Source organism: Micromonospora sp. BRA006-A (assembly GCF_033433935.1).
Lineage (GTDB): Bacteria > Actinomycetota > Actinomycetes > Mycobacteriales > Micromonosporaceae > Micromonospora > Micromonospora aurantiaca.
In genome coordinates, this window is record NZ_JANCLW010000001.1 from 2094767 (window position 1) to 2119587 (window position 24821).

Annotated in this window: 27 protein-coding genes and 1 tRNA gene; 15 read left to right on the forward strand and 13 right to left on the reverse strand. The window is 73.0% G+C overall.

Annotated features, from left to right (window positions below; all coding sequences use genetic code 11):
* Positions 1–185: 185 nt before the first annotated feature.
* Positions 186–2405 carry a HelD family protein gene (locus NMK34_RS10035; protein ID WP_318336311.1) on the reverse strand — a complete coding sequence of 740 codons (2220 nt, stop codon included), beginning with the start codon at positions 2403–2405 and terminating at the stop codon, positions 186–188.
* A 241-nt stretch (positions 2406–2646) separates the two neighbouring features.
* Positions 2647–3765, reverse strand: coding sequence for a LolA family protein (locus NMK34_RS10040; RefSeq protein ID WP_318333140.1), 1119 nt, complete (start codon positions 3763–3765; stop codon positions 2647–2649).
* A gap of 95 nt (positions 3766–3860) precedes the next feature.
* Between NMK34_RS10040 and NMK34_RS10045 the strand changes: the two genes are divergently transcribed.
* Together NMK34_RS10045 and NMK34_RS10050 are read left to right on the forward strand one after the other, a co-directional pair.
* Positions 3861–4517, forward strand: a complete 657-nt coding sequence (locus NMK34_RS10045) for a response regulator transcription factor (RefSeq protein WP_013284915.1) — start codon at positions 3861–3863, stop codon at positions 4515–4517.
* Positions 4514–5923, forward strand: a complete 1410-nt coding sequence (locus NMK34_RS10050) for a HAMP domain-containing sensor histidine kinase (protein WP_318333141.1) — start codon at positions 4514–4516, stop codon at positions 5921–5923. Before NMK34_RS10045 ends, NMK34_RS10050 begins: the two co-directional genes overlap by 4 nt.
* A gap of 4 nt (positions 5924–5927) precedes the next feature.
* Here NMK34_RS10050 and NMK34_RS10055 read toward each other — a convergent pair whose 3' ends face one another.
* Positions 5928–7496, reverse strand: coding sequence for a tetratricopeptide repeat protein (locus tag NMK34_RS10055; protein WP_318333142.1), 1569 nt, complete (start codon positions 7494–7496; stop codon positions 5928–5930).
* A gap of 48 nt (positions 7497–7544) precedes the next feature.
* Positions 7545–8015, reverse strand: a complete 471-nt coding sequence (locus NMK34_RS10060) for a MarR family winged helix-turn-helix transcriptional regulator (RefSeq protein WP_013284918.1) — start codon at positions 8013–8015, stop codon at positions 7545–7547.
* A gap of 50 nt (positions 8016–8065) precedes the next feature.
* On the opposite strand from NMK34_RS10060, the gene NMK34_RS10065 reads away from it, so the two are divergent.
* Complete coding sequence (locus tag NMK34_RS10065; RefSeq protein WP_030501751.1) at positions 8066–8587, forward strand: VOC family protein; 522 nt, start codon at positions 8066–8068, stop codon at positions 8585–8587.
* Between the two features lie 47 nt (positions 8588–8634).
* Positions 8635–9537 carry a hypothetical protein gene (locus tag NMK34_RS10070; RefSeq protein WP_318333143.1) on the forward strand — a complete coding sequence of 301 codons (903 nt, stop codon included), beginning with the start codon at positions 8635–8637 and terminating at the stop codon, positions 9535–9537.
* Here the strand turns inward: NMK34_RS10070 and NMK34_RS10075 are convergent.
* Together NMK34_RS10075 and NMK34_RS10080 are read right to left on the reverse strand one after the other, a co-directional pair.
* Positions 9503–10021, reverse strand: coding sequence for a potassium channel family protein (locus NMK34_RS10075; RefSeq protein WP_318333144.1), 519 nt, complete (start codon positions 10019–10021; stop codon positions 9503–9505). The two genes, NMK34_RS10070 and NMK34_RS10075, sit on opposite strands and share 35 nt — an antisense overlap.
* A 113-nt stretch (positions 10022–10134) precedes the next feature.
* On the reverse strand, positions 10135–10308 hold the full coding sequence (locus tag NMK34_RS10080; RefSeq protein ID WP_064498970.1) for a DUF4236 domain-containing protein: 174 nt from the start codon (positions 10306–10308) through the stop codon (positions 10135–10137).
* A gap of 264 nt (positions 10309–10572) precedes the next feature.
* Here NMK34_RS10080 and NMK34_RS30900 point away from each other — a divergent pair, with 264 nt between their 5' ends.
* From NMK34_RS30900 to NMK34_RS10110, 7 genes are all read left to right on the forward strand, one after another.
* On the forward strand, positions 10573–10650 hold the full coding sequence (locus NMK34_RS30900; protein WP_349881247.1) for a putative leader peptide: 78 nt from the start codon (positions 10573–10575) through the stop codon (positions 10648–10650).
* Positions 10651–10785: 135 nt separating this feature from the next.
* Positions 10786–11814 carry an ABC transporter substrate-binding protein gene (locus NMK34_RS10085; RefSeq protein ID WP_318333145.1) on the forward strand — a complete coding sequence of 343 codons (1029 nt, stop codon included), beginning with the start codon at positions 10786–10788 and terminating at the stop codon, positions 11812–11814.
* Complete coding sequence (locus NMK34_RS10090) at positions 11811–12629, forward strand: ABC transporter ATP-binding protein (RefSeq protein WP_318333146.1); 819 nt, start codon at positions 11811–11813, stop codon at positions 12627–12629. The genes NMK34_RS10085 and NMK34_RS10090 overlap by 4 nt, the downstream gene beginning before the upstream one ends.
* The gene (locus NMK34_RS10095) at positions 12622–13470 is read left to right on the forward strand and encodes an ABC transporter permease (RefSeq protein ID WP_318333147.1); all 849 of its coding nucleotides are present in this window, start codon (positions 12622–12624) and stop codon (positions 13468–13470) included. The genes NMK34_RS10090 and NMK34_RS10095 overlap by 8 nt, the downstream gene beginning before the upstream one ends.
* 11 nt (positions 13471–13481) lie before the next feature.
* Entirely contained in the window at positions 13482–14816 is a 1335-nt protein-coding gene (locus tag NMK34_RS10100; protein ID WP_318333148.1) for an LLM class flavin-dependent oxidoreductase, read from the forward strand.
* Complete coding sequence (locus NMK34_RS10105) at positions 14813–15376, forward strand: flavin reductase family protein (RefSeq protein ID WP_120570906.1); 564 nt, start codon at positions 14813–14815, stop codon at positions 15374–15376. Before NMK34_RS10100 ends, NMK34_RS10105 begins: the two co-directional genes overlap by 4 nt.
* A complete protein-coding gene (locus NMK34_RS10110; RefSeq protein ID WP_318333149.1) occupies positions 15373–15984 on the forward strand; it encodes a malonic semialdehyde reductase in 612 nt (203 codons plus the stop codon). The genes NMK34_RS10105 and NMK34_RS10110 overlap by 4 nt, the downstream gene beginning before the upstream one ends.
* Position 15985: 1 nt before the next feature.
* Here NMK34_RS10110 and NMK34_RS10115 read toward each other — a convergent pair whose 3' ends face one another.
* A complete protein-coding gene (locus NMK34_RS10115; protein ID WP_013284925.1) occupies positions 15986–16441 on the reverse strand; it encodes an RrF2 family transcriptional regulator in 456 nt (151 codons plus the stop codon).
* A gap of 7 nt (positions 16442–16448) precedes the next feature.
* Positions 16449–17366 carry an AraC family transcriptional regulator gene (locus NMK34_RS10120; protein ID WP_318333150.1) on the reverse strand — a complete coding sequence of 306 codons (918 nt, stop codon included), beginning with the start codon at positions 17364–17366 and terminating at the stop codon, positions 16449–16451.
* Positions 17367–17557: 191 nt separating this feature from the next.
* On the opposite strand from NMK34_RS10120, the gene NMK34_RS10125 reads away from it, so the two are divergent.
* Positions 17558–18334: a glucose 1-dehydrogenase gene (locus tag NMK34_RS10125; RefSeq protein WP_091427952.1), complete on the forward strand. Its 777-nt coding sequence runs from the start codon at positions 17558–17560 to the stop codon at positions 18332–18334.
* 74 nt (positions 18335–18408) lie between these two features.
* On the opposite strand, the gene NMK34_RS10130 is transcribed toward NMK34_RS10125, so the two are convergent.
* Complete coding sequence (locus NMK34_RS10130; protein WP_007457244.1) at positions 18409–18840, reverse strand: SsgA family sporulation/cell division regulator; 432 nt, start codon at positions 18838–18840, stop codon at positions 18409–18411.
* Between the two features lie 273 nt (positions 18841–19113).
* On the opposite strand from NMK34_RS10130, the gene NMK34_RS10135 reads away from it, so the two are divergent.
* Both NMK34_RS10135 and NMK34_RS10140 read left to right on the forward strand, forming a co-directional pair.
* Positions 19114–19653 carry a TIGR02611 family protein gene (locus NMK34_RS10135; RefSeq protein ID WP_269701038.1) on the forward strand — a complete coding sequence of 180 codons (540 nt, stop codon included), beginning with the start codon at positions 19114–19116 and terminating at the stop codon, positions 19651–19653.
* Between the two features lie 50 nt (positions 19654–19703).
* Positions 19704–19775, forward strand: a tRNA-Val gene (locus tag NMK34_RS10140).
* Positions 19776–19853: 78 nt separating this feature from the next.
* Here the strand turns inward: NMK34_RS10140 and NMK34_RS10145 are convergent.
* From NMK34_RS10145 to NMK34_RS10160, 4 genes are all read right to left on the reverse strand, one after another.
* Complete coding sequence (locus NMK34_RS10145) at positions 19854–21074, reverse strand: tyrosine-type recombinase/integrase (RefSeq protein ID WP_318333151.1); 1221 nt, start codon at positions 21072–21074, stop codon at positions 19854–19856.
* Positions 21074–21271 (reverse strand): excisionase family DNA-binding protein, encoded by a 198-nt coding sequence (locus NMK34_RS10150; RefSeq protein ID WP_114919824.1) that lies wholly within the window; start codon positions 21269–21271, stop codon positions 21074–21076. Before NMK34_RS10150 ends, NMK34_RS10145 begins: the two co-directional genes overlap by 1 nt.
* Positions 21268–22818, reverse strand: a complete 1551-nt coding sequence (locus tag NMK34_RS10155) for a replication initiator (RefSeq protein ID WP_318336312.1) — start codon at positions 22816–22818, stop codon at positions 21268–21270. The genes NMK34_RS10150 and NMK34_RS10155 overlap by 4 nt, the downstream gene beginning before the upstream one ends.
* Positions 22819–23339: 521 nt before the next feature.
* Positions 23340–23672 carry a hypothetical protein gene (locus NMK34_RS10160; protein ID WP_318333152.1) on the reverse strand — a complete coding sequence of 111 codons (333 nt, stop codon included), beginning with the start codon at positions 23670–23672 and terminating at the stop codon, positions 23340–23342.
* A 751-nt stretch (positions 23673–24423) separates the two neighbouring features.
* Here NMK34_RS10160 and NMK34_RS30905 point away from each other — a divergent pair.
* The gene (locus NMK34_RS30905) at positions 24424–24804 is read left to right on the forward strand and encodes a phosphotransferase (protein ID WP_412098946.1); all 381 of its coding nucleotides are present in this window, start codon (positions 24424–24426) and stop codon (positions 24802–24804) included.
* Positions 24805–24821: the final 17 nt, after the last annotated feature.

Here is a 24821-nt window from a genome sequence, read left to right on the forward strand (position 1 = left end):
GGGGGCGCGAGGAGCGCGGGAGGGTGCGCCCGGCGGGATGTCGGGCAGCACGTGCCCGGGCCGGTCGATCATGAAGTTGACGGCAGTTGAGGAGATCGACATCGCCGTCAACTTCATGATCGACGGGGCAGAGGGCGGGCAGAGGGCGGGCAGAGGGCGGGCGGAGGGCGGGCGGGACAAGGGAGTCAGGGGGTGCGGAGGATGCCCAGGCGCTGGGTGGCTCTGGTCAGGGCCACGTAGAGGTCGCTGTGGCCCCTCGGGGACTCGGAGACGATGCGGGCCGGGTCGACCACCAGCACCGAGTCGAACTCCAGGCCCTTTGCCTGCTCGGTGGTCAGCACCACGATCCGGTTCGCCAGCTCCGGCTGCTCGCCCACCGTCGCCTCCGGCAGCGCCGCCACCACCGCGCCGCCCAGCTCGGCCACGCGGCCGGTCGGCACCAGCACGCCGAGCCGCCCGTCACCTAGCGACGCGGCCTCCCGGGCCGTCGCGTCGACCAGCTCCGTCACGAGGCGGTCCGCCGGTACGGTCCGGTCCCAGGGCGGTACGCCGGTGGCGCGTACCGAGCGGGGTGGCCGCAGCGCCCTGTCGATCTCGGCGAGCACGTCGGCGGCGACCGCCATGATCTCGGCCGGGGTGCGGTAGCTGACAGTCAGCTCCTCCAGCCGCCACCGGTCCGCCACGTACGGCGCCAGGGCCTCGCCCCACGACGGTGTGCCCGCGAGCGCCCCGGTCTGCGCCACGTCGCCGACGATCGTCATGGACCGGCTCGGGCAGCGGCGCATCAGCAGCCGCCACGCCATCGGCGACAGCTCCTGCGCCTCGTCGACGATCACGTGCCCGAACGCCCAGGTCCGGTCGGCGGCGGCGCGCTGTGCGGTGGTGAGCCGGTCGGACTCCTCCTGCCGCTCGGAGAGCCGGTCGGCGTCGATCAGGTCGGTGACGCCGAGGATCTCACCGCCGTCGGCCTCGTCCTCGACGTCGATGGAACGGGAGCCGCGCCAGATCTCGAGCACGCCCTCGGCGTACTCGCGTTCCAGCGCCCGGATGCGTTCGCGGCGCGCGACGGCGGCGCGCTCGTCCTCGCCGAGCAGTTCGGCGGCCTCGTCCAGCAGCGGCACGTCGGCGGGCGTCCAGCCGCCCGGCTCGCGATGCAGCGCGGCCCGCTCGGCGTCGGTGAGCATCGGCGCGGCGGTGGCGATCCGCTCCGGCGAGGCGTACAGGTCGGCGAGCAGGCGCTGCGGGGTCAGCACCGGCCACAGCTCGTCCAGGGCGGCCCGGATCTCCGGCTCCTCACGCAGCTCGCGGCGGATCTCCGCGCGGTCGGCCTCGGAGAGCAGGTTCTCCCCGCCCAGCGGGTCGGCGCCGATCCGATCGGCCACCTGGTCGGCGAGCGCGTGCACGATCTCCACGTCGAACAGGGCGCGGGCCAGGTTGTGCGGGCGTCCGGTGCGGCGTACCCGGTCGCGGGCATGCCGCACGGTCTCCGGGTCGAGCGTCAGCACCTCCCGTTGCGGCAGCTCGATGGTGACCGGCTCGTCGGGCACCCACTGCCGGTCGCGGACCGCGGCGGCGAGCACGTCGGCCAGCACCGCGCGGCCCTTCAGCGCCGCGGTGGTGGCCGGCTCCGCGCGGCGGGCGTGTACGCCGGGGAACAGGTCTGCCTGGGTACGCAGCAGCACGCCGGTCTCGGCCAGCGTGGGCAGCACCTGGGAGATGTAGCGCAGGAACGTGGCGTTCGGGCCGACCAGCAGTACGCCCCGGGTGGAGAGCTGCTGGCGGTGGGTGTAGAGCAGGTACGCGGCCCGGTGCAGCGCCACCGCGGTCTTGCCGGTGCCGGGCCCGCCCTGCACCACCATCACGCCCGGCAGGTCGGCGCGGATGATCCGGTCCTGCTCGGCCTGGATGGTCTCGACGATGTCGCGCATCCTCCCGGTGCGCCCGGCGTTGAGCGCGGCGAGCAGCGACGCCTCGCCGGTCAGCTCCTCGTGCGCGGTGGGGGAGGCGGCGGCGATGTCCAGCACCTCGTCGTTGAGCCCGGTCACCTTGCGGTCGCGGGTGCGCAGGTGGCGCCGGCGGCGGACGCCCTGCGGGTTGGCGGCGGTGGCCAGGTAGAACGGCCGGGCGGCGGGGGCGCGCCAGTCCATCAGCAGCGGGTCGTAGTCGCCGGACGAGTCGAAGATCCCGATCCGGCCGATGTAGCGGACCGCGCCGTCGTCGCCGTCGAGGCGGCCGAAGCACAGGCCGCTCTCCACCGCGGAGAACTGCTCGACCTGGTCGGCGTACATCGCGACTGTCGAGTCGCGCTGCGAGCGGGCCTGCTGCGTGCCACCGGTGTGGCGCAACTCCTCGTCGAGCCGCCGGGCGGCCTGTTCCCGCATGCCGTCCAGCCGGTCGTACAGCATCGAGACGTATTCCTGTTCCCGGCCGATCTCGTCGTCCTGGCGCAGGTCAGCCGACACGTCGGAGTGCGTTGACAATCCGGCTCCTCATTGACTAAAATTGCCTCAGGAATGGCATTCAGAAGCCATTCCTTTTTTGTGCCTGAACTGAGAAAGATAGCGCGTCGGCGGCCACCCGACCAAGCCCGGACACGACTCGGGGCCCGGCCGGCGTCAGCCGACCGAGCCCCGGGCACGGCGATTCTCAGCCCTTCGCGGCCTCGTAGAGCCGCTCCGGCGTGACCAGGCCGGCGATCACCCGGCCGTCGTCGGTCAGCAGCACGCTGAACAGCTTGCCGCTGAGCAGCCGGCCGCTGCCCCAGTCGCCGCTGACCTTCGGCAGGTCACCGAGCACGCCGGCCAGCATCTGGGCATCCGGCGCGTCCGCGCCGGGCTTCGCGCCGCCGCCGGTCGCCGCGTCGCCGATCTTGGCGACCACCACCGTGGTCCAGCCGGTGCCGACGGTACGGACATCCGGCTTCTCGGCGTCCTTCTTCTCGAACTTCTCGAACCGCTTACCCGCCGGTCCGGGCCGCTCGCCGTCGGTCGCCTCGGTGACCTTCACGCCGGGCGGCGGGTTGAACCGGAACTGGTCGGCCTCCGGCGTGCGGAAGTCGACCTGGGTGAACGCCACCTGGAACGCCGGCTCGTCCTGCCCGTCGGCGAGCACCTGCAGGCGCAGCGGCACGTGCTCCTTCGCGTCCAGCGCGATCCGGACCTGGTGGACCAGTGACGCCTTGTCGCGCGGCGTGAGCACCAGCTCGTACGCGTCCCGCCCGGCGACGGTGGCGGTGCGGCCGACGGTGACCGCGGTGGTCGGGTCGATCGCCTCCAGCGCCCGGTCCGCGGCGTCGGCCGGGGTGGCCGGCACGGTGGCCCGGTCCGGTGCGTCGGCCGGCAACGTCCGGTGCGTGGCGGTGTTCTCCCGGCTGTTCCAGGTCCAGACGTCGCGGCCGTTGCGCAGGATGTCCTGCTCGCCGAGCGTGTCGACGAGCGCGAGCCGCTGCCGGTCCTCGCCGCCGTACCAGACGCGCAGCGTGTGCGTACCGGAGACCAGGCCGGCCAGGTCGTTGCCGGTGGCCTGGCCGGCGAGCGCGGCGATCGGCGGCAGGCCCAGGTCGGCGCGCTGCACCACGGTGCCGGAGAGCCCGTCCAGGCGGGACGTGCGCAGGTCTTCCAGGAGCTGGGCGGCGCTGCGCGGCGGTAGTGCCGGGTCGGCGCCGGCGGCGAACGTGCCGACGGCGGCGCCACCGCCGATCACGGCGACCCCCGCGGTCACCGGGACCAGCCAGCGCAGCACGGCGCGGTTCTTCATCACTGACATAGTGTGCACCTCCTGCGCTCCATGCTGCGCGAGCGTCGCTGTGACCACGCTGAGGAGATCCCCTACGGGTGAGCCCGTGGTGGCACCCTGGACCGGTGCGGTTGCTGGTGGTGGAGGACGAGACGCGGCTCGCGGCGGCGCTGCGCCGGGGCCTGTCGGCGGAGGGTTTCGTGGTCGACGTGGCTGCTACCGGCCCGGACGGGCTGGACGCGGCCCGGCACGGCGAGTACGACGCGATGATCCTCGACGTGATGCTGCCCGGCCTGTCCGGGTATGAGGTGGTGCGCCGGCTGCGCGCCGAGCAGCGCTGGCTGCCGGTGCTGATGCTGTCGGCCAAGGACGGCGAGTACGACCAGGCCGACGGCCTGGACTGTGGCGCCGACGACTACCTGACCAAGCCCTTCTCGTACGTGGTGCTGCTGGCCCGCCTGCGGGCGTTGCTGCGCCGCGGCGCGCCCCGGCGGCCGACCGTGCTCACCGTCGGCGACCTGCGCCTGGACCCGGCCCGCCGCCGGGTCACCCGCGCCGACACCGAGGTGGTGCTGACCAGCCGCGAGTACGCGCTGCTGGACTACCTGATGCGCCGCCCCGGCGAGGTGGTCTCCAAGACCGAGCTGCTGGACCACGTCTGGGACGCCTCGGTCGACACCGCACCGAACGCGGTGGAGGTCTACGTCGGCTACCTGCGCCGCAAGATCGGCCGGGAGCGGCTGGAGACGGTACGCGGCGCCGGTTACCGGCTGGCCACATGAGCCGGTGGATACGCGGCCCGCTGCCGCGACTGGGCCTGCGGGCCCGGCTGCTCGCGCTGGGCGTGCTGGGGCTGGCGGTCGGGTTCGCGTTCGGCGGGACGCTGCTGCTGGGCGCGCTGGGCTGGACGCTGCAACGCTCGGTCGACGAGGAGGCGCTGCGTACCGCCGACGCGGTCGCGTTGCTGACCGCCGAGGACGCGCTGCCGGACCCGCTGCCTGTCGCGGGCGGTCAGTTGCGGGTGCAGGTGGTCGACGCGCAGGGCCGGATCCGGGCCGCCTCGATCGACGCGGACCGCCTGGTGCCGATGCTCGGCCCGGACGAGTTGCGTCCCGGGCAGCGGCAGCGGCAGCGGCTGGTGGTGGACGGGCGGCGTGTCGGCATGCCCGGCCCGGTCCGGGTGGTCACGGTGCCGGCCGGCACCGCGCAGGAGCCGCGGACGGTGCTTGTGGCCAAGTCGCTCACCGACGTGCGGCACAGCCTGCACGTGGTCCGCAACCTGCTGCTCGTCGGCTTCCCGCTGCTGGTGGCGGGGCTCGGCGTGGTGGCCTGGCGGGTGGTGGGCGCGACGCTGCGGCCGGTCGAGCAGTTGCGCGGCGGCGCCGCCGAGATCACCGGGCGGGCCGGGGCGGAACGGCTGCCGGTACCGGCCGGGCAGGACGAGATCCACCGGCTCGCGGTCACGCTCAACGACATGCTGGACCGGCTCGCCGCGTCCCGGGACCGGCAGCGGGCGTTCGTCGCCGACGCCGCGCACGAGCTGCGCAGCCCGCTGACGAACATGCGGACCGAGCTGGAGGTGGCCCGGCGTCTCGGTGACGACACCGACTGGCCGGCGGTCGCCGACGACCTGCTCGCCGACACCGAGCGGCTGAGCCGCCTGGTGGACGACCTGCTGCTGCTTGCCCGCCTCGACGAGCAGGACGCCCGGCCGTCCCCGGTCGGCCCGGTGGAGCTGGGGGAGCTGCTGCGGACGGTGGCTGCCCGCTATCCGTCGCCGCCGGTGCGGCTGACGCCGCCGGACGCGCCCCGGTGGGTCGAGGGGGACGCGGGGGAGCTGCGCCGGGTGCTGGTGAACCTGGTGGACAACGCGCTGCGGCACGCGTCCTCGGCCGTGGACCTGGCGGTGAGCGGGCCGGACGGGGCGTACCACCTGGTCACGGTGACCGACGACGGGCCGGGCGTCCCGGCGGCGGACCGGGAGCGGGTGTTCGCCCGGTTCACCCGGCTCGACGACGCGCGGGCCCGCGACGCGGGCGGCGCGGGCCTGGGCCTGGCCATCGTGCGCGAGCTGGTGCGCCGGGCCGGCGGCACGGTGGAGCTGGCCGACGCGACGCCCGGCGCCGCCGCGCCGGGGCTGCGGGCGACGGTACGGCTGCCCGCGCTGGCCGAGCCCGAGCCGGAGTGAGCGGTCAGCGGCGTTTCGTGCAGACCGGCCCGGTGCGGGCGACGCTGTCGGTGGACCAGACGAGCGCCACGGTGAAGCAGTAGTCGGTGGTGCGGTCGAGCCCGTAGGCGATGTAGTCGGCCGACCCGGCGGGCAGCGTCGCGAACGTGCCCTGCGGCTGCCCGGCCCGGCCCCCGGCGACCACCACCGGCCCTTCCGCGCCGGCCGGGTACGTCCAGCTCAGCACGATGCTGTCGCGCCGGTCGGTGAGGGTGAGCTTCCCGGGCGGCGTGCCGGGCTTGGCGGCGGCGGGAGTGGACGGCGCGGGAGCGGCGGAGGTCGCCGGCGGCGCGCTGGTGGCCGGCGGCGGGGTGCCGCGGCCGTCGTCGACCCGGGACACGCCGGCGATCACCGCGATGGTGCCGAGCAGCAGCGCCACCGTCACGCCGAGCACCACGAGCGGCAGCCAGGGCCGGGCGCGCCGCTCGGCCGCGGGTGGCCGGGGCACGTGCACCGGCAGGTAGCGCGACGGCGGCTCGGGCGGGGGCGGCGGCACGCGGCGTACCCCGTCGGGCTGGTCGTCGGCGAGCCCGACCACAGTGGGCGGCAGCGGGTCCGCGCCCGGTCGCCACGGCTGTTCGGCCGGGTCGTCGGGCGGCCACGGGTAGTCGTCGAACCCGTCGGCCTCCGGCGCGGTGCGCGGCGTGGGCACGTGCGCGGTCTCGGCGGCCCGTCCGGGCGGGTGGTAGAGCGGCGTCTCGACCGGTTCGTCGAGCGCGGGCGGACTGTAGGGCGGCAGGTCGTGCGGCCCTTCGGCCTGCGGGGGAACCCGGGCGGCGGGCACCACCGGCGTGGTCCGCGCGGGCGGCGGCTCGGGAGCGGGGGCGGGCGCGGGCGCGGGGCAGACGTGGTCCGGGTCGGCGGCGGCGCGGGCCAGCGCCGCCACCTGGGCGGCGAGCGGGTCGTCGAAGTCCAGGTGCAGCCGGCACAGCTCCTCGGCGAGCGTCAGGTGCTCGTGCGAGTCGGCGTACCGGCCGCAGTCGCGTTCCATCGCGCCGAGTTTCGCCAGCATCTTGATGCCGCTGGGGTGGCCGTCGCCGTACACCTCCCGGTGCAGCTCCCAGGCGTCCTGCAACCGGTCGCGGGCCACCTCGCACTGGCCGCGCGCGTACTCCACGGTGGCCAGGTCGGCGTGTGCGGCCAGCACCTGCTGCGACTCCGGGCCGTCGCGGGCGGTCAGCTCGATGATGACGTCGGAGTAGAGCCGAGCGGCCCGGGCGTCGCTGCCGACCCGGTGCAGCACCGCGGCCAGCGTCGCGGCGGCGGTGACGGTGCGCTCGTCGGAGCGGCCGTACAGCCGGGTGGCGGCCGCGTACGCGAACGCGGCCCAGCCGCGGGCGGAGTGCGGCTCGCCGAGCGCGACGAGCACCTTGGCCTGGAGCCCGGCCGCCTCGGCCAGCTCGGGGGAGGCGTTGCCGGGGCGGGGATCGGCGTCGCTGAGCGCGTCGGCGAGCAGCCGGTGCGCGCCGTCGAGGTCGCCTTCGGACACCAGATGGTGCGCCTGGACGGTCAGGTCAGCGAAGCCGGAGGACACGCCCCATCGTGCTCGTCCGGCGACGGTATGTACAAGACCCGGAGTGGATCAGTTTGGTCCCGAATCCGTCAGGTGGTCGGCGAGCGTCTCGCTGATCCGGCGGAGCTGGTCGACCTGGGCCGGGCTGAGCGCGTCGAACAGGTGCCGGCGTACCCCCTCGACGTGGCCGGGCGCGGCGGCGGCCAGGGTGGCGAAGCCCTCGTCGGTGAGTACGGCGACCTGCCCGCGCCGGTCGGTGGGGCAGTCCTCCCGGCGGATCCAGCCGGACGCCTCCAGCCGGGCGGCGGCGTGCGACAGCCGGCTGCGCGAGGAGCCGGTCAGCTCGGCCAGCTCGCTCATCCGCAGCCGCCGGCCGGGGGCCTCGGAGAGGCGGACAAGGATCTCGTAGTACGCGTGCGGCATGCCCGCGTCGTGTTGCAGCTCGCGGTCGAGTGTCTCCATCAGCGCCCGGGAGGCGGTCAGGAAGGCCCGCCAGGTCCGCTGCTCGTCGGGGTCCAGCCACCGGGTCATGACGCCCATCATAGCGCCGATAGTTGAACGCTCAACAAAACCGGGGTACGGTCGGTGGCATGGGCATCCACCGACTCAACCACGCCGTCCTCTACGTCAGTGACCTGGAGCGCAGCGTCGCCTTCTACCGCGACGTGCTGGGCTTCCGCCGGGTCCCGATGACGCCCGAGGGCTTCCGCGGCGCCGCCTTCCTCCAGGCGCCCGACTCCACCAACGACCACGACCTCGGGCTGTTCGAGATCGGCGCGGCGGCCGGGGCGTCCCAGGCCGGCCGGGCCACCGTCGGGCTCTACCACCTGGCCTGGGAGCTGGACACGCTCGACGAGCTGGGCGCGACCGCCGAGCGGCTCTCCGCCGCCGGAGCGCTGGTCGGCGCGTCCGACCACGGCACCACCAAGAGCCTCTACGGCCGCGACCCGGACGGCCTGGAGTTCGAGATCGTCTGGATCGTCCCGGCCGACCTGCTGGACGACGCCGCGCTCGCCGCGCGTACCCGCATCGGGCGGCTCGACCTCGACCGCGAGCGGCAGCGCTACGGCGGGCAGACGCGCGGCGGCGTGGGCATCTCCGTCCCGGTCTGAGCGGGTTCACGGCCGGGCCCGCCGCGCCGTGCGGTAGAAACGGCACCATGTCCACCGACGCCGTTCTGCGCGAGCTGCTCGTCCGCCGGCTCGACCACTGGCTCCCCGCCGCGCTGCACCGGGCGCGGCGGGCCACGCTCGCGCTCGCGTACGCCGGAGGTGACGCCGCCGGCGCGGAGGAGGCGTTGCGGGTGGTGGCCGAGTTCGCCGACCGGCTGCGCGGGCGGCGGCTGACCGTGCTGGTCGTGGCCGACGACGGCACCGACCTGCCGGTACGCCTCGGCGCCGCCGAGGCCGCGCTGCCCGCCGACGTCGCCGTGCACCTCGTGCCCGGCGGCCCGGACCGGCTGCCGGTGGCGCTCAAGGCGGCCGGTGCGGCAGGTGCGCCGCTGCTCGTCGTGGCCGACGGCGCCGACCCGGACCCGGCCCTGCTCGCCGCCGCCGCGTCCGGGCGCCCGGCCGAACTGCTGCTCGTCACCGCGCCCGGCCGGTCGCTGCGCCCGGCGCTCACCGACGCCGGGTTCCCGCTCGTCACCGAGGTCGAGCTGGTGCCCGACGGGGACGGCCCGGCGCGGCTGCTCGGCTACGGCACCGGCTCCGACCACGGGCTGGAGGCGGTCAAGGAGGCGCTCTGGGCGGTCGACGAGTACGCCGGCGTGCGCTACCGCGACCCGGCCGACCCGCAGGGCCGGCTGCTCGACATCTCGCTCGACCCCGAGCCCGGTCCGCTGCGCCGGGAACTGCTGGCCGAGCTGGCCCGCTCCGGCCCGCGTACGGTCACTGAGCTGCGCCGCTTCGCCACCACCTCGACCGTCTACCGGGCCGCCGACGTCAACCGGGCGCTGACCTCGCTGCTCGCCTCGGGCGCGGTGACCCGCGACCCGGAGCACGGCCGGCTCGGCGGGGACGTGACGATCAGCGCCGTCCCGACCGCTGGGTCATCTGCTTGACCACTATCGACGCCCCGGTGGCGACCACACCGATGCTGAACACCATCTGCGCGCACACCGCCACCCGGGCGATCTGACCCTGGGCGTGCACGTCGCCGTAGCCGACTGTGGTGAGCGTCGCGAGCGCGAAGTAGAGCGCGTCGACGCGGGTCCGCAGGCCGACGAACTCCCCGGGCCGGGTGTTCGCCACCACGTAGTCGCCGAGCGCGAAGACCAGCAGCCCGGCGATCAGCGCGACCGCGAGCCGGGTCAGCGCCCGGTCCTCGTCCCGGCCGGTCGGCTGGTCCCGGACGAGCTGGCGGCGGACCTGGCCGGTGACCAGGAACGCGATCACCCCCACCAGGACCGCCGTGCCGATCGAGCGCAGGGCCAGCCGCAAGCCGTTCGGATCGGCCTCGACCGGCACCAGGAAGTAGCCGACCAGCATGAGGGCGCAGGCCGCGACGGCCCGCCGTCGCAACCGCCGCAGGAACACGTCCGCCATGCCGCGATTCTCCGGTCACCGGGACGCCGCGACGGGCGGAACCGCGATCCCGGTCCGCAAGCGACGAGCGGGGTACCGGCGAATCGCCGGCACCCCGCTCGTCGCCTGGAAGGTCAGGCCTTGTCCTGCTTCCACGACAGCGGCCCCGGAAGGTCCACGCGGTGGGCGCGGGTGTTCGAGTTCCAGGACCAGCGGCCGATCTTGATGCTCCACGACGAGAAGCCGTTCTGGGTGAAGTGGAGGATCAGCGGCCCGTACTTCTTACGCTTGCGGAACTGGACGCCCATCGGGGGTGCCTCCTTCGTCTCCCTGCCTCTGCAGTCGTCTGCATGCCTTCGCGGCATCGAACATGCCCGGATCGACGATTCGCGAAACCCTGCCCGGTCCGCTCTGGACGGTGGGACTGCCGCCCGGCAAAATCTCTATCCAACGGGTAGGTGTTAAGGAGTCGTAAATGCTGGTGGAGGCGGCTCGTAACAAAGCCAGCGACGAAAGTCTCACTGGATGGAAGGGCATTGACCGGCGCGGAGAACGGTCGGCAGCATGAGGGCATGTCGCAGCGGGACGAGCTTCTCCTCACCGCTCGCGTGCACGTCGACCTGGTCCGGCACGCGAGCGCGCTCTGTTGAGCCGAGCGCTCGTCGTTCCCTCTCCGCCCGTCCGTTCCCGCAGCCGGCGCACCGTGGCCCGGCGCGGTGCGGCGTGCTCCCCGGCCCCGCGCGGGCCCCCTCCACCGCATCGTGGACAGATCAGGAGACTCCGCCATGCCCTCGACCCGATCACCGCGGCGTGCCCTCACCGCCGCCGTCGCCCTGCTCGCCCTCACCACCGCCACCGCGTGCGGCGCCGACGCCGCCGGCGGCCCACAGACCAAGGAACTGCGCTACCAGGGTTCGGTGGGCCAGGTGACCCTCCCCGAACTCGCCGCCGACCTCGGCTACCTCGGTGACGTCAGGCTCAACTGGATCGGCAACGTCACCGGCGGCCCGGCCGACATCCAGGCCACCGCGACCGGCCAGAGCGACTTCGGCGGCGCGTTCAACGGCGCGATCGTCAAGCTCCAGGCCGCGAACGCCCCGATCACCGCCGTGGTCAGCTACTACGGCTCCGACGCGCAGACGTTCCAGGGCTACTACGTGCTCGACGGCAGCCCGATCCGCGGCCCGCGCGACCTGATCGGCAAGCGGGTCGGCATGAACACGCTCGGCGCGCACGCCGAGGCCGTCCTGCGTACCTGGCTGGCCCGGGGCGGCCTCACCGCCGCCGAGATCGGCAAGGTCGAGCTGGTCGCGCTGCCGCCGGTCAACACCGAGCAGTCGCTGCGCGCCCGGCAGATCGACGTCGCAGTGCTCGGCGGCGTGATCCGCGACAAGGCCGTCGCCAACGGCGGCATCCGTACGATCTTCACCGACTACGAACTGCTCGGCGCGTTCAGCGCCGGCAGCTACGTCTTCCGCGACGACTTCCTCACCCGTAACCCGGACACCGTCCGGACGTTCGTCACCGCAGTGGGCAAGGCGATCGAGTGGGCGCGCACGCAACCGCGCGAGACGGTGGTGGCCCGGCTCAAGGCGATCATCAGCAAGCGCGGGCGCAACGAGGACACCACGCTCGTCGACTACTGGAAGTCCAGCGGCGTGGCCGAACCCGGCGGCGTCATCACCGACCGGGAGTTCGCCACCTGGATCGACTGGCTGGCCGACACCGGCGAGCTGAAGGGCGAGCGGCCGAAGCCGTCCGACCTCTACACCAACAGGTTCAACGCGGCCGCGACCCCCGGCGGTGGCGCATGAGCACCGACAAGATCCTCTTCGACCGGGTGCGCAAGGTCTTCCCGGGGCGGCGTGGCGGCGGCGGCGCGGTCACCGCGCTCGACGGGCTCACCCTCGGGGTACGCCCCGGCGAGTTCCTCGTCGTCGTCGGCCCCAGCGGCTGCGGCAAGTCCACGCTGCTCGACCTGCTCGGCGGGCTGGCCACCCCGACCGGCGGGCAGGTGCTCGTCGACGGCCGCCCGGTCACCGGGCCCGGCCTGGACCGGGGCATCGTCTTCCAGCAGTACGCGCTGCTGCCCTGGCGCACCGCCGCCGGCAACGTCGCGTTCGGACTGGAGGCCAAGGGCCTGCCCCGCGCCGAACGCGCCGACCTGGTCGCGCACCACCTCGACCTGGTCGGGCTCACCGGCTTCGCCGACCGCTACCCGCACGAGCTGTCCGGCGGCATGAAGCAACGCGTCGCCATCGCCCGCAGCCTCGCGTACGACCCGGACGTGCTGCTCATGGACGAGCCGTTCGCCGCGCTCGACGCGCAGACCCGCGACTCGCTCCAGGACGAGCTGGTGCGGATCTGGCAGGCCACCGGCAAGACGGTCGTGTTCATCACCCACGGCATCGACGAGGCGGTGCACCTCGGCCAGCGGGTCGCCGTGATGACGTCGCGGCCCGGCCGGATCAAGCAGGTCATCGACATCGAGTTGGGCGACCGGGACGCCGAGGAGGACGTCCGGTCCACCGACGCGTTCCGCCACCACCGGCACCAGATCTGGACGCTGCTGCGCGACGAGGTACGCGCCGCGCAGTCCGCCGTACGCGAGGAGGCCCGCGTTGGTTGACGTCGCCGCACCGCCGGTCCGATCGGTGGCGCCTCCCGCCCCGGTGGCCGTGCCCGCTCGGCCCCGCCGCCTGCTCGGCCTCGGCGGCCGGGTGCTGCACCGCAGCGCCGCGCTGCTGGCGCTCGCCGCGATCTGGGAGACGGTGCCCCGCGCCGGGCTGGTCGACCGGGTCTTCCTGCCCCCGCTGTCCGAGGTGCTCGCCGCCTGGTGGGAGCTGCTGCGCACCGGGCAGCTCGCCGACCACGTCGGCGCCAGCCTCACCCGCTCGCTGACCGGGCTGGCCCTCGCCGTGGTCACCGCCATCCCGCTCGGCCTGCTGATCGGCTGGTACCGGCCGCTCGCGGACCTGCTCAGCCCGCTGCTGGAGGTGTTCCGCAACACCGCCGCGCTCGCGCTGCTGCCGGTCTTCGTGCTCATCCTCGGACTCGGTGAGACGTCGAAGATCGCCCTGGTGGTCTACGCCTGCTCCTGGCCGATCCTGCTCAACACCATCGCCGGCGTGAAGGGCGTCGACCCGCTGCTGATCCGCTCGGCCCGCTCGATGGGGCTGAACCACCTGCGGCTGTTCCAGAAGGTGATCCTGCCGGCGTCCGTGCCGACCGTGTTCACCGGCGTCCGGCTCGCCGGGGCGTACTCGATCCTGGTGCTCGTCGCCGCCGAGATGGTCGGCGCGAAGGCCGGGCTCGGCTACCTCGTCAACTACGCGCAGTACAACTTCGCGATCCCCGACATGTACGCCGGGATCATCACCATCTCCGCCATCGGGCTGGTGGTCAACCAGCTCCTCGTCGCCGGGGAACGTCGCTTCTCCACCTGGCGCGCCGACGTCACCACCGCCTGAGAGGAACCGCCATGTCCCGGACCCTGCACCTCAACGCCTTCCTGATGGGTGTCGGCCACCACGAGGCGGCCTGGCGGCACCCGCGCGCCGACCCGAGCCGCCTCGCCGACGTACGCCACTTCCAGGAACTGGCCCGCATCGCCGAGCGGGGCACGCTCGACTCGGTGTTCCTCGCCGACGGGCTCGCCGTCGGCCCGGCCGTGCGGCACAACATCCAGGCCGTCTTCGAACCGATCACGCTGCTCGCCGCGATCGCCACCGCGACCGAGCACATCGGCCTGATCGCCACCGCCTCCACCACGTACACCGAACCGTTCAACCTGGCCCGCGCGTTCGCCTCGCTCGACCACCTCAGCGGCGGCCGGGCCGGCTGGAACATCGTCACCTCCGCCCAGGCCCGGGAGGCCCGCAACTTCAACCTCGACGACCACCCCGCCCACGCCGACCGCTACCGGCGGGCCGCCGAGTACGTCGACGTGGCGATCAAGCTCTGGGACAGCTGGGAGGACGACGCGCTGGTCCTGGACACCGCCGCGGGTGTGTTCGCGGACACCGGCCGGGTGCACGAGATCGACCACGCCGGCGAGCGGTTCCGGGTCCGCGGGCCGCTGAACACGCCCCGCCCGCCGCAGGGCCGGCCGCTGCTGGTGCAGGCCGGCTCGTCCACCGACGGCATCGCGTTCGCCGCCCGGTACGCCGAGGCCGTGTTCACCGCCCAGCAGACGCTCGCCGACGGGCAGGCGTTCTACGCGGCGCTCAAGCGGGCCACCGCCGACGCCGGCCGCGACCCGGAACTGGTGAAGGTGCTACCCGGTATCGCGCCGGTCATCGGGGGTACCGAGAAGGAAGCCCGTGCCCTCGCCGACGAACTGGAGGCCCTGATCGTGCCCGAGCACGCGCTCGCCCAGCTCTCCGGCATGACCGGGCTCGACCTGACCGGACTGCCGCTGGACGGCCCGCTGCCCGACCTGCCGGACGCCGGCGCCGTGCAGTCCCACCAGAGCCGCTACCAGCTCGTCGTCGACCTGGCCCGGCGGGAACTGCTCACCCTGCGGCAGCTCATCGGCCGGCTCGGCGGCGGACGCGGGCACCGCGTCGTGGTCGGCACCCCGGAACAGATCGCCGACCAGATCGAGCTCTGGTTCACCCAGGGCGCCGCCGACGGCTTCAACGTCATGCCACCGCTGCTACCCGATGGACTGGAGGCCTTCGTGGACCACGTCGTACCACTGCTGCGCCGGCGCGGGCTGTTCCGTTCCGCGTACACCGGGCGCACCCTGCGCGAGCACTACGGCCTGCCCCGCCCGGCCAGCGCCTACGCGACCCGTGAGCTGGTGGCGTCGTGACCACCGTGGACCGGCCCGGCGCCGCCACCGTCGAGCTGCGCCCGGTCGACGTCGACTCGTTCCGCGGCCTGCTGCGCCGCCAGGCGTCCACCGTCACCGTGGTCACCACCCCCGGCCTGCGTGGCAACCGGATGCGGCCGGACCTGCCGCCGGCCGGCTTCACCGCCACCTCGTTTACCTCGGTGTCGCTCGACCCGCCACTGGTCTCGGTCTGCCTCGGCCGCGCCTCGTCGAGCTGGCCCACCGTCGAACAGGCCGAACACGTCGCGGTGCACCTGCTCGCCTCCGGCCAGCAGGAGATCGCGCAGATCTTCGCCACCAGCGGCATCGACCGGTTCACCGCCCACCCGGGCTGGACCACCGGGCCGTTCGGCGTGCCGCTGATCGGCGACGCGCTCGCCGTGCTGCTGTGCCGGGTGGTCCGCCGGATCGAGGCGGGCGACCACACCATCCTGCTCGGCGAGCCGCTCGCGCTCGGCGCGGGCGAGGACGGCGACCCGCTGCTGCACCACCGGGGCCGCTACACCACCACGCTCGGCGACTGGCCCGAGGCGTGGTGACCACCGCCGCCGACGAGCTGATCGCGCTCGACCGGGCCGCCCAGGACCTGCTGTTCCGGGCGGCCCGCACGGCCAACGCGTTCACCGACGAGCCGGTCACCGACGAGCACGTCCGCGCCGTCCACGACCTGGTCCGGTACGGCCCGACAGCGATGAACGCCCAGCCGCTGCGGGTGCTGCTGCTGCGCTCGGCGGCGGCCCGGGCGCGGCTGCTGCCGTACGTCAGCGCCGGCAACCGGGACAAGACGGCCTCCGCGCCGCTGACCGCGGTGCTCGCCGCCGACGTGGACTGGCACGACCGGCTGCCCGAGCTGTTCCCGCACCGCCCCGGCGCGCGGGACTGGTTCACCGGCGACCCGGCCGGCCGGGAGGCGCAGGCCCGGTTCAACGCCGCGCTCCAGATCGGCTACCTGCTGTTCGGCGTACGCGCCGCCGGGCTGGCCGCCGGACCGATGGCCGGGTTCGACGCGGCAGGCGTGGAACGCGAGTTCTTCCCCGGCGGGCGGCACCGGGTGCTGCTGCTGATGAACATCGGCCGCCCCGCGCCGGACGCCTGGCGGGAACGGCTGCCCCGCCTGCCCTACGAGGAGGTGGTCGACACCCTGTGAGTCAGCGCGGCTCCCACGCGTCCGGCTGGGCGGTCAGCTTGCGTACGTGCGCCGGCAGCCGGCCGCTGACCAGCTCGTCCAGGCTCACCTCGTCGACCACCCGGCGCACCGAGGCACGCACCGCCACCCAGAGGCGGGGCAGGTTCTCCGCCGCCCCCTCGTACCGGGTCTCCTCGGGGCGCAGCCCGCGTACCCCGGCGAGCGGACCGTCGACGGCGCGCAACACGTGCCCGATGGTGATCTCGCGCGGCGGCCGGGCCAGCGTGTAGCCGCCCTCGGCGCCACGCTGGGCCCGGACGACCCCGGCCCGGCGCAGATCGGCGAGGACCGCCTCGAGGAACTTGCGCGGCATGTCCTGCTCCGCCGCGATGGCCTGGGTGGACAGCAGGGTCGGGTACGCGGTGGCCAGGCTCAGGGCTGCCCGGACCGCGTAGTCGCCGCGCGCGGAGATCTGCACAGTGCCATCATGCCTGGCCGCCGGGCACGGGGGAGTCGGCGGGCGGCCGGGGTCGCACCAGACGGACGGGCAGCGGGCGTTCGCGCTCGGCCCGGAACGTCCCCGGGCTCACCCCGACCTCCCGGGTGAAGAAGCGGCCGAAGTTCGTCGGCTCGGGAAAACCCAGCTCCCGGCCGATCGCGGCGATCGACTCATCGGTGGCGGCGAGCAGCCGGCGCGCCTGCAACGCCACCCGCTCGTCGATCACCTGTTTGGCGCTGCGGCCGGTCACCGCCAGGCAGGCCCGGGTCAGGGTACGCACCGAGCAGCCGAGGTCGGCGGCGTAGTCCTCCACCCGGCGGGTGTGCCGGTAGCCGCGTTCCACCTCGCGGCACAGCCGCCGGAACGTCTCCGTCTCGGCCCGCGGCGTCGCGCCGTCGCCCGGATGCGGCAGCAGACTCAGCCGCAGCAGCAGGACGGCGAGCTGGTGACGCAGCAGCGCCGCCGCGGCCGGCACCAGCGCGTGCCGGTCGGCGTCCACGGCGAGCTGGCTCACCTCGCTGATCACCGCGTCCTCGTCCTCGCCGGCGAGCTGGCGGTGGGCCGGCACCGCGTCCGGGTCGACGTCGAGGCCGCGCAGCGCGTCCGGCCGCCAGCTCACCACAGTCGCGTCGAGCTGGGCGCCGACGAACCGCAGCGCCTGGCCGGGATGCGCGCGCAGCAGCGTGCCCGGACGGCAGGGGACCGGCCGGAAGTCCAGCTCGGCGGTGCCGTGGCCGTGGGTGACCAGGATCAGCAGATCACGGTCGAGCAGGACCGGGCGGGGCCAGCCGGGCTCGGTGGCGAGGTCGCCGAGCACACCGGTGACGATCTCGTCGGCGCCGGGGCGGAGCTGCGGCAGGCCGGTGCGGGTGGCCGGGGAGGGCTGACCGGTAGTGACCATCATCCCGACGGTAACCGGAGCGCCCGCACGTTGCATCTCGACGGTTTCACCCGCTCGGGCCGCACTTGTCGGCAGCCGAGCCGGACGGTTAGGTTACCGATCGGTAAGACCCCCGGGCCGGCGTGCGTTGCGCACCCCGGCCGACGCGGCCCCGGCCGACCGGCCCGCGGCCGGGCGACGGCGATGGGATGGGCATGACGGATCTGTTCTCGGTCGACGGCAAGACGGTCCTGGTCACCGGCGGCTCACGCGGGATCGGGCTGATGATCGCGCGGGGCTTCGTCCGGGCCGGCGCCAAGGTGATCATCTCGTCGCGCAAGGCGGACGTGTGCGAGTCGGTCGCCAAGGAGCTGTCCGCCGAGGGCCACTGCGAGGCGATCCCCGCCGACCTGGGCAGCGACGCGGGCGCGCTGGCGCTCGCCGAGGCCGTGCGGGAGCGCCACGACCGGCTCCACGTGCTCGTCAACAACGCCGGCGCCACCTGGGGCGCGCCGCTGGAGGAGTACCCGGAGGGCGCCTTCGACAAGCTCTGGGCCGTGAACGTCAAGGCGGTCTTCCGGCTCACCACCGCGCTGCTGCCGCAACTGCGCGCCGCGGCCGGCGCCGACGACCCGGCCCGCGTGATCAACATCGGGTCGATCGACGGCATCCGGGTGCCGTGGATGGAGGTGTACGCGTACTCCGCCACCAAGGCGGCCGTGCACATGCTCACCCGTGGCCTCGCCCACCAACTCGCCGGCGAGCAGATCACCGTCAACGCGATCGCGCCCGGACCGTTCGAGAGCAAGATGATGGCGTTCGCGCTCGACGACCCCGAGTCGCGCGCCGCCATCGAGCAGCAGGTGCCGCTGGGCCGGATCGGGCGACCCGAGGACATGGCGGGCACCGCGATCTACCTGGCGTCGCGGGCGGGCGCGTACCTGACCGGAGCGGTCATCCCGGTCGACGGCGGAATCACCACGCGCGGCTGACGCGTACCCCGGGTTGGAGACGGCCCGGGGCCGCGCGGACTCGGCAGATCCGCGCGGCCCCGGGTGTCGCCGTGTCAGCGACCGGCCAGTAGCCGGTTCACCGCGGTGTCGACGTCCAGGTGCTCGGCCTCGCGGCCGCGCGGGACGACGACGTAGGTCCGGCGCAGGAAGCGCACCAGCACGCTGCGCGGAACCTCGAACAGGGCGTTGCCGTCCGGCGACGACAGCGCCAGCGCGACGAAGTCGCCGCGCGGGGTGGCCCACGGCCAGACCCGCACATCACCGATGCCGGCCGGCTCGTCGAGCCCGGTGACCAGCAGTTCGCGAGCGAACGACCAGCTCACCGCCTCGCCGCCGGCGGACTCGGCATGGAACAGGACATGGACCGCATACGGGTCAGCAGGGTCGTAACGCAGACTGGCACGCACCGGCAAGGCGGTGGCGTCAGGCGCGACGAGCCTTAGCGACGTCTCGACCTCTACGGTCGTCGGTCGGATGACACTCATGGACGTTCTCCCCCCGGCACCGCTGCGGAACGCGCGTGTCCCGCTTTTCCCATACTCAGGTGCTGCTCCTGGCTACGCTCCGCCATACGCTGACTTCACCCAGTGGTGGGAAGGGGTTCCGAAAGCCCCCGGGACCGCGTGGCCCCGCGTAGAATTTCCGGTTCCGCCCACTCCGTCGTTCCGCCCGGCAACGGGTGGTTCAGTCGTCGACTTACTCCGGTAACGTCCAGTCGTGAGCAGGGGTGACGGTCCCGCGCGACACTGGGGGTGGAAATGGTCACGAGGGGCTCCTCGGTGACGTCGCGGACCACGGCCGAATCGCCGAAAGGTGCGGCCCGAGCAGCCGAAAGTCGGGGGTACGAGGTGCCGGTGGAAGGGCGGTCGCAAGGCGCTCTCATGGAGCAGCGCCGGCGGCGACGGGGCTGGCGCGGGCGCCTGCACACCACGCTCGACCTCATCCGCGCCAACCCCACCGGCCGCGTCGCCCTGAAGATCTTCATCGGCATCCTCGGCGCCATCGTCGTCACCGTCGGCATCGCGCTGATCCCGCTACCAGGCCCCGGCTGGCTGCTGGTCATCGCCGGCCTCGGCGTCTGGGCGGTCGAGTTCCACTGGGCGCGACGGCTGCTCGCGTTCACCCGCCGGCACGTCAACTCCTGGACGCAATGGGTGAAGAGGCAGTCGCTGGGCGTGCGGTTCGTGCTCGGGGCGGTCGGGCTCGCGTTCGTGTCCGTGGTGGTGTGGCTCTCGCTCAAGTACAGCTTCGGCATCGACGTGGTGGCGGAGGCGCTGCACTACCTCGCGACGCACTGAGGCCCGGTTTTTGGTCCGGGCGGGTGATCGGGTAGAGTCATGCGCGCTGAGGGCGATTAGCTCAGCGGGAGAGCGCTTCGTTCACACCGAAGAGGTCACTGGTTCGATCCCAGTATCGCCCACGCAGGTCAAAGGCCACTTCCCGGCTTCGGGAGGTGGCCTTTCTGCTTGCGTACAGCAGCTTTGTACAGCAGTTCTCGTCAGCGGCTCAGGGATTCGCCGAGGCGCTTGAGTGCGTCTCTCGTCTTTGTCGATGTGACCTGCGTGTAGATCTCCATCGTTACCGAGAAGCGGGCGTGCCTGAGCACCTGCATGGCGACTCTGGGGTGGACGTCGAGGTCGGCCAGCAGTGTGGCGCAGGTACGTCTGGCGTCGTGGACCGTGATCGGCTTGACGCCTGCTTTCTCGCACCTCGTCTGCCAGGAGCGTTGGAAGTTGCGCGGCTCGATCGGTGTGCCGTAGCGGGTGGTGAAGACGAGTCCGCTTTCGTGCCACGCCTTGCCGGCGGCTGCTCTCGCCTCGTCGCGTTGCTCGCTCCGCAGTTTCAGGGCCGTGAGGCAGATGTCGGGCAGGGGGAGGGTGGCGTCGGATGCCTGGGTCTTGGTGTCGCGGTGCAGGAGCTGTCCGTGTACGCGTTGGAGCTGGCGGCCGATGGTCAGTTCCCCGGCGTCGAGGTCGACGTCCTTCCAGGTGAGTCCGAGCGCTTCGCCCTTGCGGAGACCGGTGACGAGGACCAGGGCGTAGGCGGCGTAGAGCGGGTCGTCGTCGGCTTTCGCGGACTCCAGGAACTTCCGTGCCTCGTCGCTCGACCAGGACCTACCCCGCCGACGGCGGACCGTGGCCAGGGTGACCGGCACGGCGGGATTCTTGGTGATCAGGTCTTCGGCCTGGGCGTGGGTGAGGGCGGCCCGCAGCGCGGCCCGGATGTCGCTGACCGTCCGCGTCGACGGGACTGCTTGGCAGCAGCGGCCGACCGCGCAGCAGCGGCGCTTGTGCTTCGGGCGGGCGGCGTCCTTGCCTTGTGCGCAGCACTGGCAGGTGCGGGCGACCTGGTTGATCCAGGTCTGCACGTCGCGGGACTGGAGTCGGTCGAGCCGCTTCGCTCCGAGGCCGGGGGAGATGTAGAGGCGGACGAAGGTTTCGTAGGTGGCGTAGGTCAGGGGTGCCCGGTTCGGCTGGATGATCTCGGTCAGCCAGTAGGTGAGGAAGGTGCCGACCGTCGGCACGCTCGTTGCTACTGGTCCCTGCTTCGCCTGCTGGTGCAGTTTGATCCACTTGTCGTGGACGGCTTCGCGGGTCTTGCCGTAGACGTACTTGCGGGTGCGCCGGCCGTCGGCCTTGGTGACCCAGACGTACGCGGCGAAGCCGTTGCGGTACGGGAAGATCGAGCCTTCGCCGTTGGCTCGGGCGCGTCCGGGCATCAGGCGGCCTCCTGGCGTTCGACCTGTTCGCGGATGTAGTCGTCGACCCATTCGGGGAGGATGCGGCGGTACTTGCCGTCCTTGATGGAGCGCAGCTCGCCGGTGGCGATCTTCATCTTGATCTTGGAGATGCCGAAGCCGAGCAGCACGGCGACCTCAGCGGGGGAGTACCAGCGCGGGGTGAGGTCTCGGCTCATGCGGCCACCCAAGTTTCGTGGGCGAGTTCTTCCCGGCCGATGCGTCTGCTCTCGCGTCGCTGCCGCGCGGCGGTGTTGGCGAGCAGGGCGTCACCTTCGGTGAGCCAGCCGGAGCCGAGGTAGGTGAGGGTGCCGACGCTGATCGTGTCGGCCGGTTCGTCGTCCTCTTCGCGGCGGTAGGTGGTGCGGGTGGCGCGGAGCTGGCCGAAGGTGACGGAGTAGCGGCGGGCTTTGGTGAGGAAGTGGCCGCCGGAGCCGAGCATGTGCGCCCAGCGCCGCAGTCCGGTGTAAGGGTTCGGTTTGGTGTCAAGGCTGTCTTGACGGTGGTCGCCGGTTGCGGCGCCGCCGGTCATGTCGGTGGGGGTGGGCCTGCCGAGGTGCCAGCAGGCGTCGATGAGGCGGGCGACGTGGTCGCCTCCGGGGTCGGCGTAGTCGTCGATCGTGGCCGTGGTGAGTCGGGTGGAGGAGTGGCCGGTGGCTTCGGTGGCCTTGGTGGCGTACTTGGCGAGGTAGGCGGCCACCTTGGCATCGGTCAGCTCGCCGTCGCTGCTGTTGATGCGTTTGACGTCGACCTGCTCGCCCCAGGTGACCAGCCAGCCTTGCGGCTGGTCGGGGTGCGGGGGTGTGGTGACGGTGATCTGCCGGGCGGCGGCGTGGATCGCGTCTTCCAGGTCGTCGACGGTGATGCCGTCCGGTGGCGGTACGAGGGCGTCCGGGTCGTCGGGGTCAACGCCGTCCAGGCGCAGCAGGACGTGGAAGTGCACCGCTGCACGGCGTTGCATTTCGGCGACCTTGCCGTGGGACACCCGCACGGGCGGCACCCAGCGGACCTTGCCGGAGGCGGTGACGATGCCGAGCTTCGGAATGCCGCGTCGACGGCACGTTGCGCCGACGTGGCGTTCGGCGGCCTGTTTGGTGCGTCGCCACAGCTCGCCGGAGAAGTGGTTCCAGACGACCTGGTGGGCGTGGTCGTTGCAGTCGAGGCACAACGGCTGGCCGAGCCGCGGATCGTCGGCGTCGTGGCGGGCGAAGCACGCTATGGGCTGCCCGTGCGGGCAGGTTCCGGCGTTGCTGCGGGCGCGGCAGGGCGCGGGGCGGCAGTCGCAGCGCTGCCGGGTGCGGCAGGTGTGGCGCGGGACGTGGCGGTGGTGGACCGGGCTGAAGGACGGGGCGGTGAAGGTGGCGAAGACGACCGGGTGTCGGCCGACCGAGGCGGGGATGCCCTTGCCGCCGGTCGGGCCGCGACAGACGACTTGGTAGGCGTCGCCCTGGTAGACCCAGGCGCAGTCGGGGCACGCCGATTCGCGGCGGTTGCCGCACGCCTTGTAGAGCGTCCGGTCGGGCAGCTCGTCGGTGTGCTGCTCGCTCAGGACTCGGCCGGTGTTCCGGTCGACGGCGGCGATCGTGCCGCTGAGGCGGACCGGGCGAGCACAGCCGCCGGCAGGGCGGGTGTGCTCCAGCCAGCCGGAGAACTCCGGCGTAGCGGCGCGGTGCAGGACCTGGGCGTCACGACCGGCGGCAAGGCCGGGGCGGTAGGCGGTGAAGATGGCTGTCTCCTCTTGCGGGGGTGGCAGGGACGGGAGACGAAGCACCACCAGCCGTGGACGCCTGTCCGCTGGTGGTGTTCGTCGTGTCTCCTGGCACCGCCGAGAGGGCGGCTCACGCCGGAGGGCGGAATCGTGGCGATGCCACTTCCCGCCGATGGGTCATGTCCTTCCACGCTCGAGGACTCGGTGATCAAGTGCCGGCACGGGTAGGGAGCCTGGGATATCGGCATCCGGCGGGTTGCCGCAGGCTGCCCCCACCCGTGGAGGTGCGCGAATCCGGGCCATCGTGGACGGCAGGAGGACCGTGCCGGGCCGCTCAGCGGATTCGGAAAGCCGGCATAGCGCCGGTGCGATCGAGAGCCGGCGGGGGCGTGGCCCGCATCAGCGGCAGTAAGGCCGCTCGGCATCTCCGTCGTCGAGTCCAGCGATCCGGCGGGAAGGCCGCGCCAGCGTCCTCGACGAGCGCCAGAGTAGCACCGGGTACCGACACGTCAACGTAACGCGAAACTGACGTCGAGCAATCAGGTTCGGTTTGCCTGCAGAGCGATGCGGTTGACGACCGCTTGCTGAACCGGACCGGTGTACTCAGTGAGGGTGAAGCGGCGATGCCGATCCGTGGGTTGCACGGTGACGGCGAGAACGCTTCCGTCTTCGAATCGCAGCGTGAAGACCGGATCGAGTTCGCAGAGGAACGCAAACGCCTCGCGGTCCTCGTCGCTTGCGCTGACGAGGCGGCCGTCGGCCTCCCAGTCGCCGGTGACGGCGGCAATCACGATGGCCACCTTGACGCTGCCGAGGACGGTGGATGAGTTCGCCCACCAGTCCAGCCAGCACCGGCCCTCGAAGCGTTCCATGCCGTCATCTTTGCAGGGCGGCGGCGAAACGGTGGGGTGTCCTATGCGACCCGGACCCCGTTTTCGTGCGTGGCCGGGCTGACTGCCGGCTTGTGTGGGAGGACTTTCTGTACGTCTATCAAGGCGGCCCGCAACGGGCCGCACGCGCCGCCGCCTGGGCGCGCGTCCGTCGCTCCGCTGGCGCTCCGACTCCGGCCACGCAACACGCCCGGCGGCTGGCGCGGATAGCGGGAAGCCCGGAGGGGCCGCCGCATGACGACAGCAACGTTGACCGGGTGAGAGGTTGGGACGGCAGCCGGCCGGGCCGCGCGGCCACGAGCCCGCGCGGCGTAGGGGAGCGCACGCCGGCCGCGTGGGCGAGCTGTGGCGGCTGCGGGGTTGCGGTTATTGCGCCTCCGGCGGGGGCGCTCCGGCTCCAGGATGGCCGGGGCCCCATCGGCGGGTCACGGTCCGTGGGTGGTTGCGGTGGGCCATCCCGCCTGCCATCGACCCGGGCGAGCCGAGCAGGCCACCGCCCGACCCGCCAGCGTCCATCGGGCGTCAAGGTCCGCTTGACGTGGCGGGCCGGGCGGTGGCCCGCTCCCCGGAGGGCGGGTCGATGGCAGACGGGATGGCGAGGTGGGCACGCGGTGAGGTCAGAAGTTCGTAGCCAGTTGCGGTGAATGGTGTTTGACTCGTGCTGGTGATCGATAATGGGAAGCTGCGTGCGTGTCTCGCGGCCTATTGGGGACTGGCGGACGCGGCGGTTCAGGTGCACAACGGCGGAATGAACTCGGCGACGTGGTTCGTCTCCGAGGGCGGTGAACGGTGGGTAGCCAAGGCGGTTGCGCCGGGATCGCGCCGTTCCTTCATGGGCGGCCTTGAGGTCGCGGCTCACGTCGAGGCGGCAGGCGTTCCGGCGGGCACCCCGGTAGTGACGAGGCACGGAAGCGTCGTCGCCGATGTCGACGGAGTGCCACTCGGGTTGTTGAACTGGGTCGCAGGCAACGGGCTGCTTGGCAGGAGCCCGGACGAGCAACGGCTGATCGGGGCAACCCTGGCGCGAGTGCACGCAGCGCTTAGTGAGCGTTTGAGAAGCCGGTTCAGGTGCTGGTTGCCTGGGCCGGTTTCGTGTTGCGGGCCAGGCGGGTGACCATGACGTGGATCATG

Coding starts and splice junctions, on each gene's coding strand:
- NMK34_RS10035 (WP_318336311.1), bottom strand. CDS start 2,405: ATGCTGTACGACCGGCTGGACGGCATGCGGGAACAGGCCGCCCGGCGG.
- NMK34_RS10040 (WP_318333140.1), bottom strand. CDS start 3,765: ATGTCAGTGATGAAGAACCGCGCCGTGCTGCGCTGGCTGGTCCCGGTG.
- NMK34_RS10050 (WP_318333141.1), top strand. CDS start 4,514: ATGAGCCGGTGGATACGCGGCCCGCTGCCGCGACTGGGCCTGCGGGCC.
- NMK34_RS10060 (WP_013284918.1), bottom strand. CDS start 8,015: ATGGGCGTCATGACCCGGTGGCTGGACCCCGACGAGCAGCGGACCTGG.
- NMK34_RS10065 (WP_030501751.1), top strand. CDS start 8,066: ATGGGCATCCACCGACTCAACCACGCCGTCCTCTACGTCAGTGACCTG.
- NMK34_RS10070 (WP_318333143.1), top strand. CDS start 8,635: ATGTCCACCGACGCCGTTCTGCGCGAGCTGCTCGTCCGCCGGCTCGAC.
- NMK34_RS10075 (WP_318333144.1), bottom strand. CDS start 10,021: ATGGCGGACGTGTTCCTGCGGCGGTTGCGACGGCGGGCCGTCGCGGCC.
- NMK34_RS10080 (WP_064498970.1), bottom strand. CDS start 10,308: ATGGGCGTCCAGTTCCGCAAGCGTAAGAAGTACGGGCCGCTGATCCTC.
- NMK34_RS30900 (WP_349881247.1), top strand. CDS start 10,573: ATGTCGCAGCGGGACGAGCTTCTCCTCACCGCTCGCGTGCACGTCGAC.
- NMK34_RS10085 (WP_318333145.1), top strand. CDS start 10,786: ATGCCCTCGACCCGATCACCGCGGCGTGCCCTCACCGCCGCCGTCGCC.
- NMK34_RS10090 (WP_318333146.1), top strand. CDS start 11,811: ATGAGCACCGACAAGATCCTCTTCGACCGGGTGCGCAAGGTCTTCCCG.
- NMK34_RS10100 (WP_318333148.1), top strand. CDS start 13,482: ATGTCCCGGACCCTGCACCTCAACGCCTTCCTGATGGGTGTCGGCCAC.
- NMK34_RS10120 (WP_318333150.1), bottom strand. CDS start 17,366: ATGATGGTCACTACCGGTCAGCCCTCCCCGGCCACCCGCACCGGCCTG.
- NMK34_RS10125 (WP_091427952.1), top strand. CDS start 17,558: ATGACGGATCTGTTCTCGGTCGACGGCAAGACGGTCCTGGTCACCGGC.
- NMK34_RS10130 (WP_007457244.1), bottom strand. CDS start 18,840: ATGAGTGTCATCCGACCGACGACCGTAGAGGTCGAGACGTCGCTAAGG.
- NMK34_RS10135 (WP_269701038.1), top strand. CDS start 19,114: ATGGTCACGAGGGGCTCCTCGGTGACGTCGCGGACCACGGCCGAATCG.
- NMK34_RS10145 (WP_318333151.1), bottom strand. CDS start 21,074: ATGCCCGGACGCGCCCGAGCCAACGGCGAAGGCTCGATCTTCCCGTAC.
- NMK34_RS10150 (WP_114919824.1), bottom strand. CDS start 21,271: ATGAGCCGAGACCTCACCCCGCGCTGGTACTCCCCCGCTGAGGTCGCC.
- NMK34_RS10160 (WP_318333152.1), bottom strand. CDS start 23,672: ATGGAACGCTTCGAGGGCCGGTGCTGGCTGGACTGGTGGGCGAACTCA.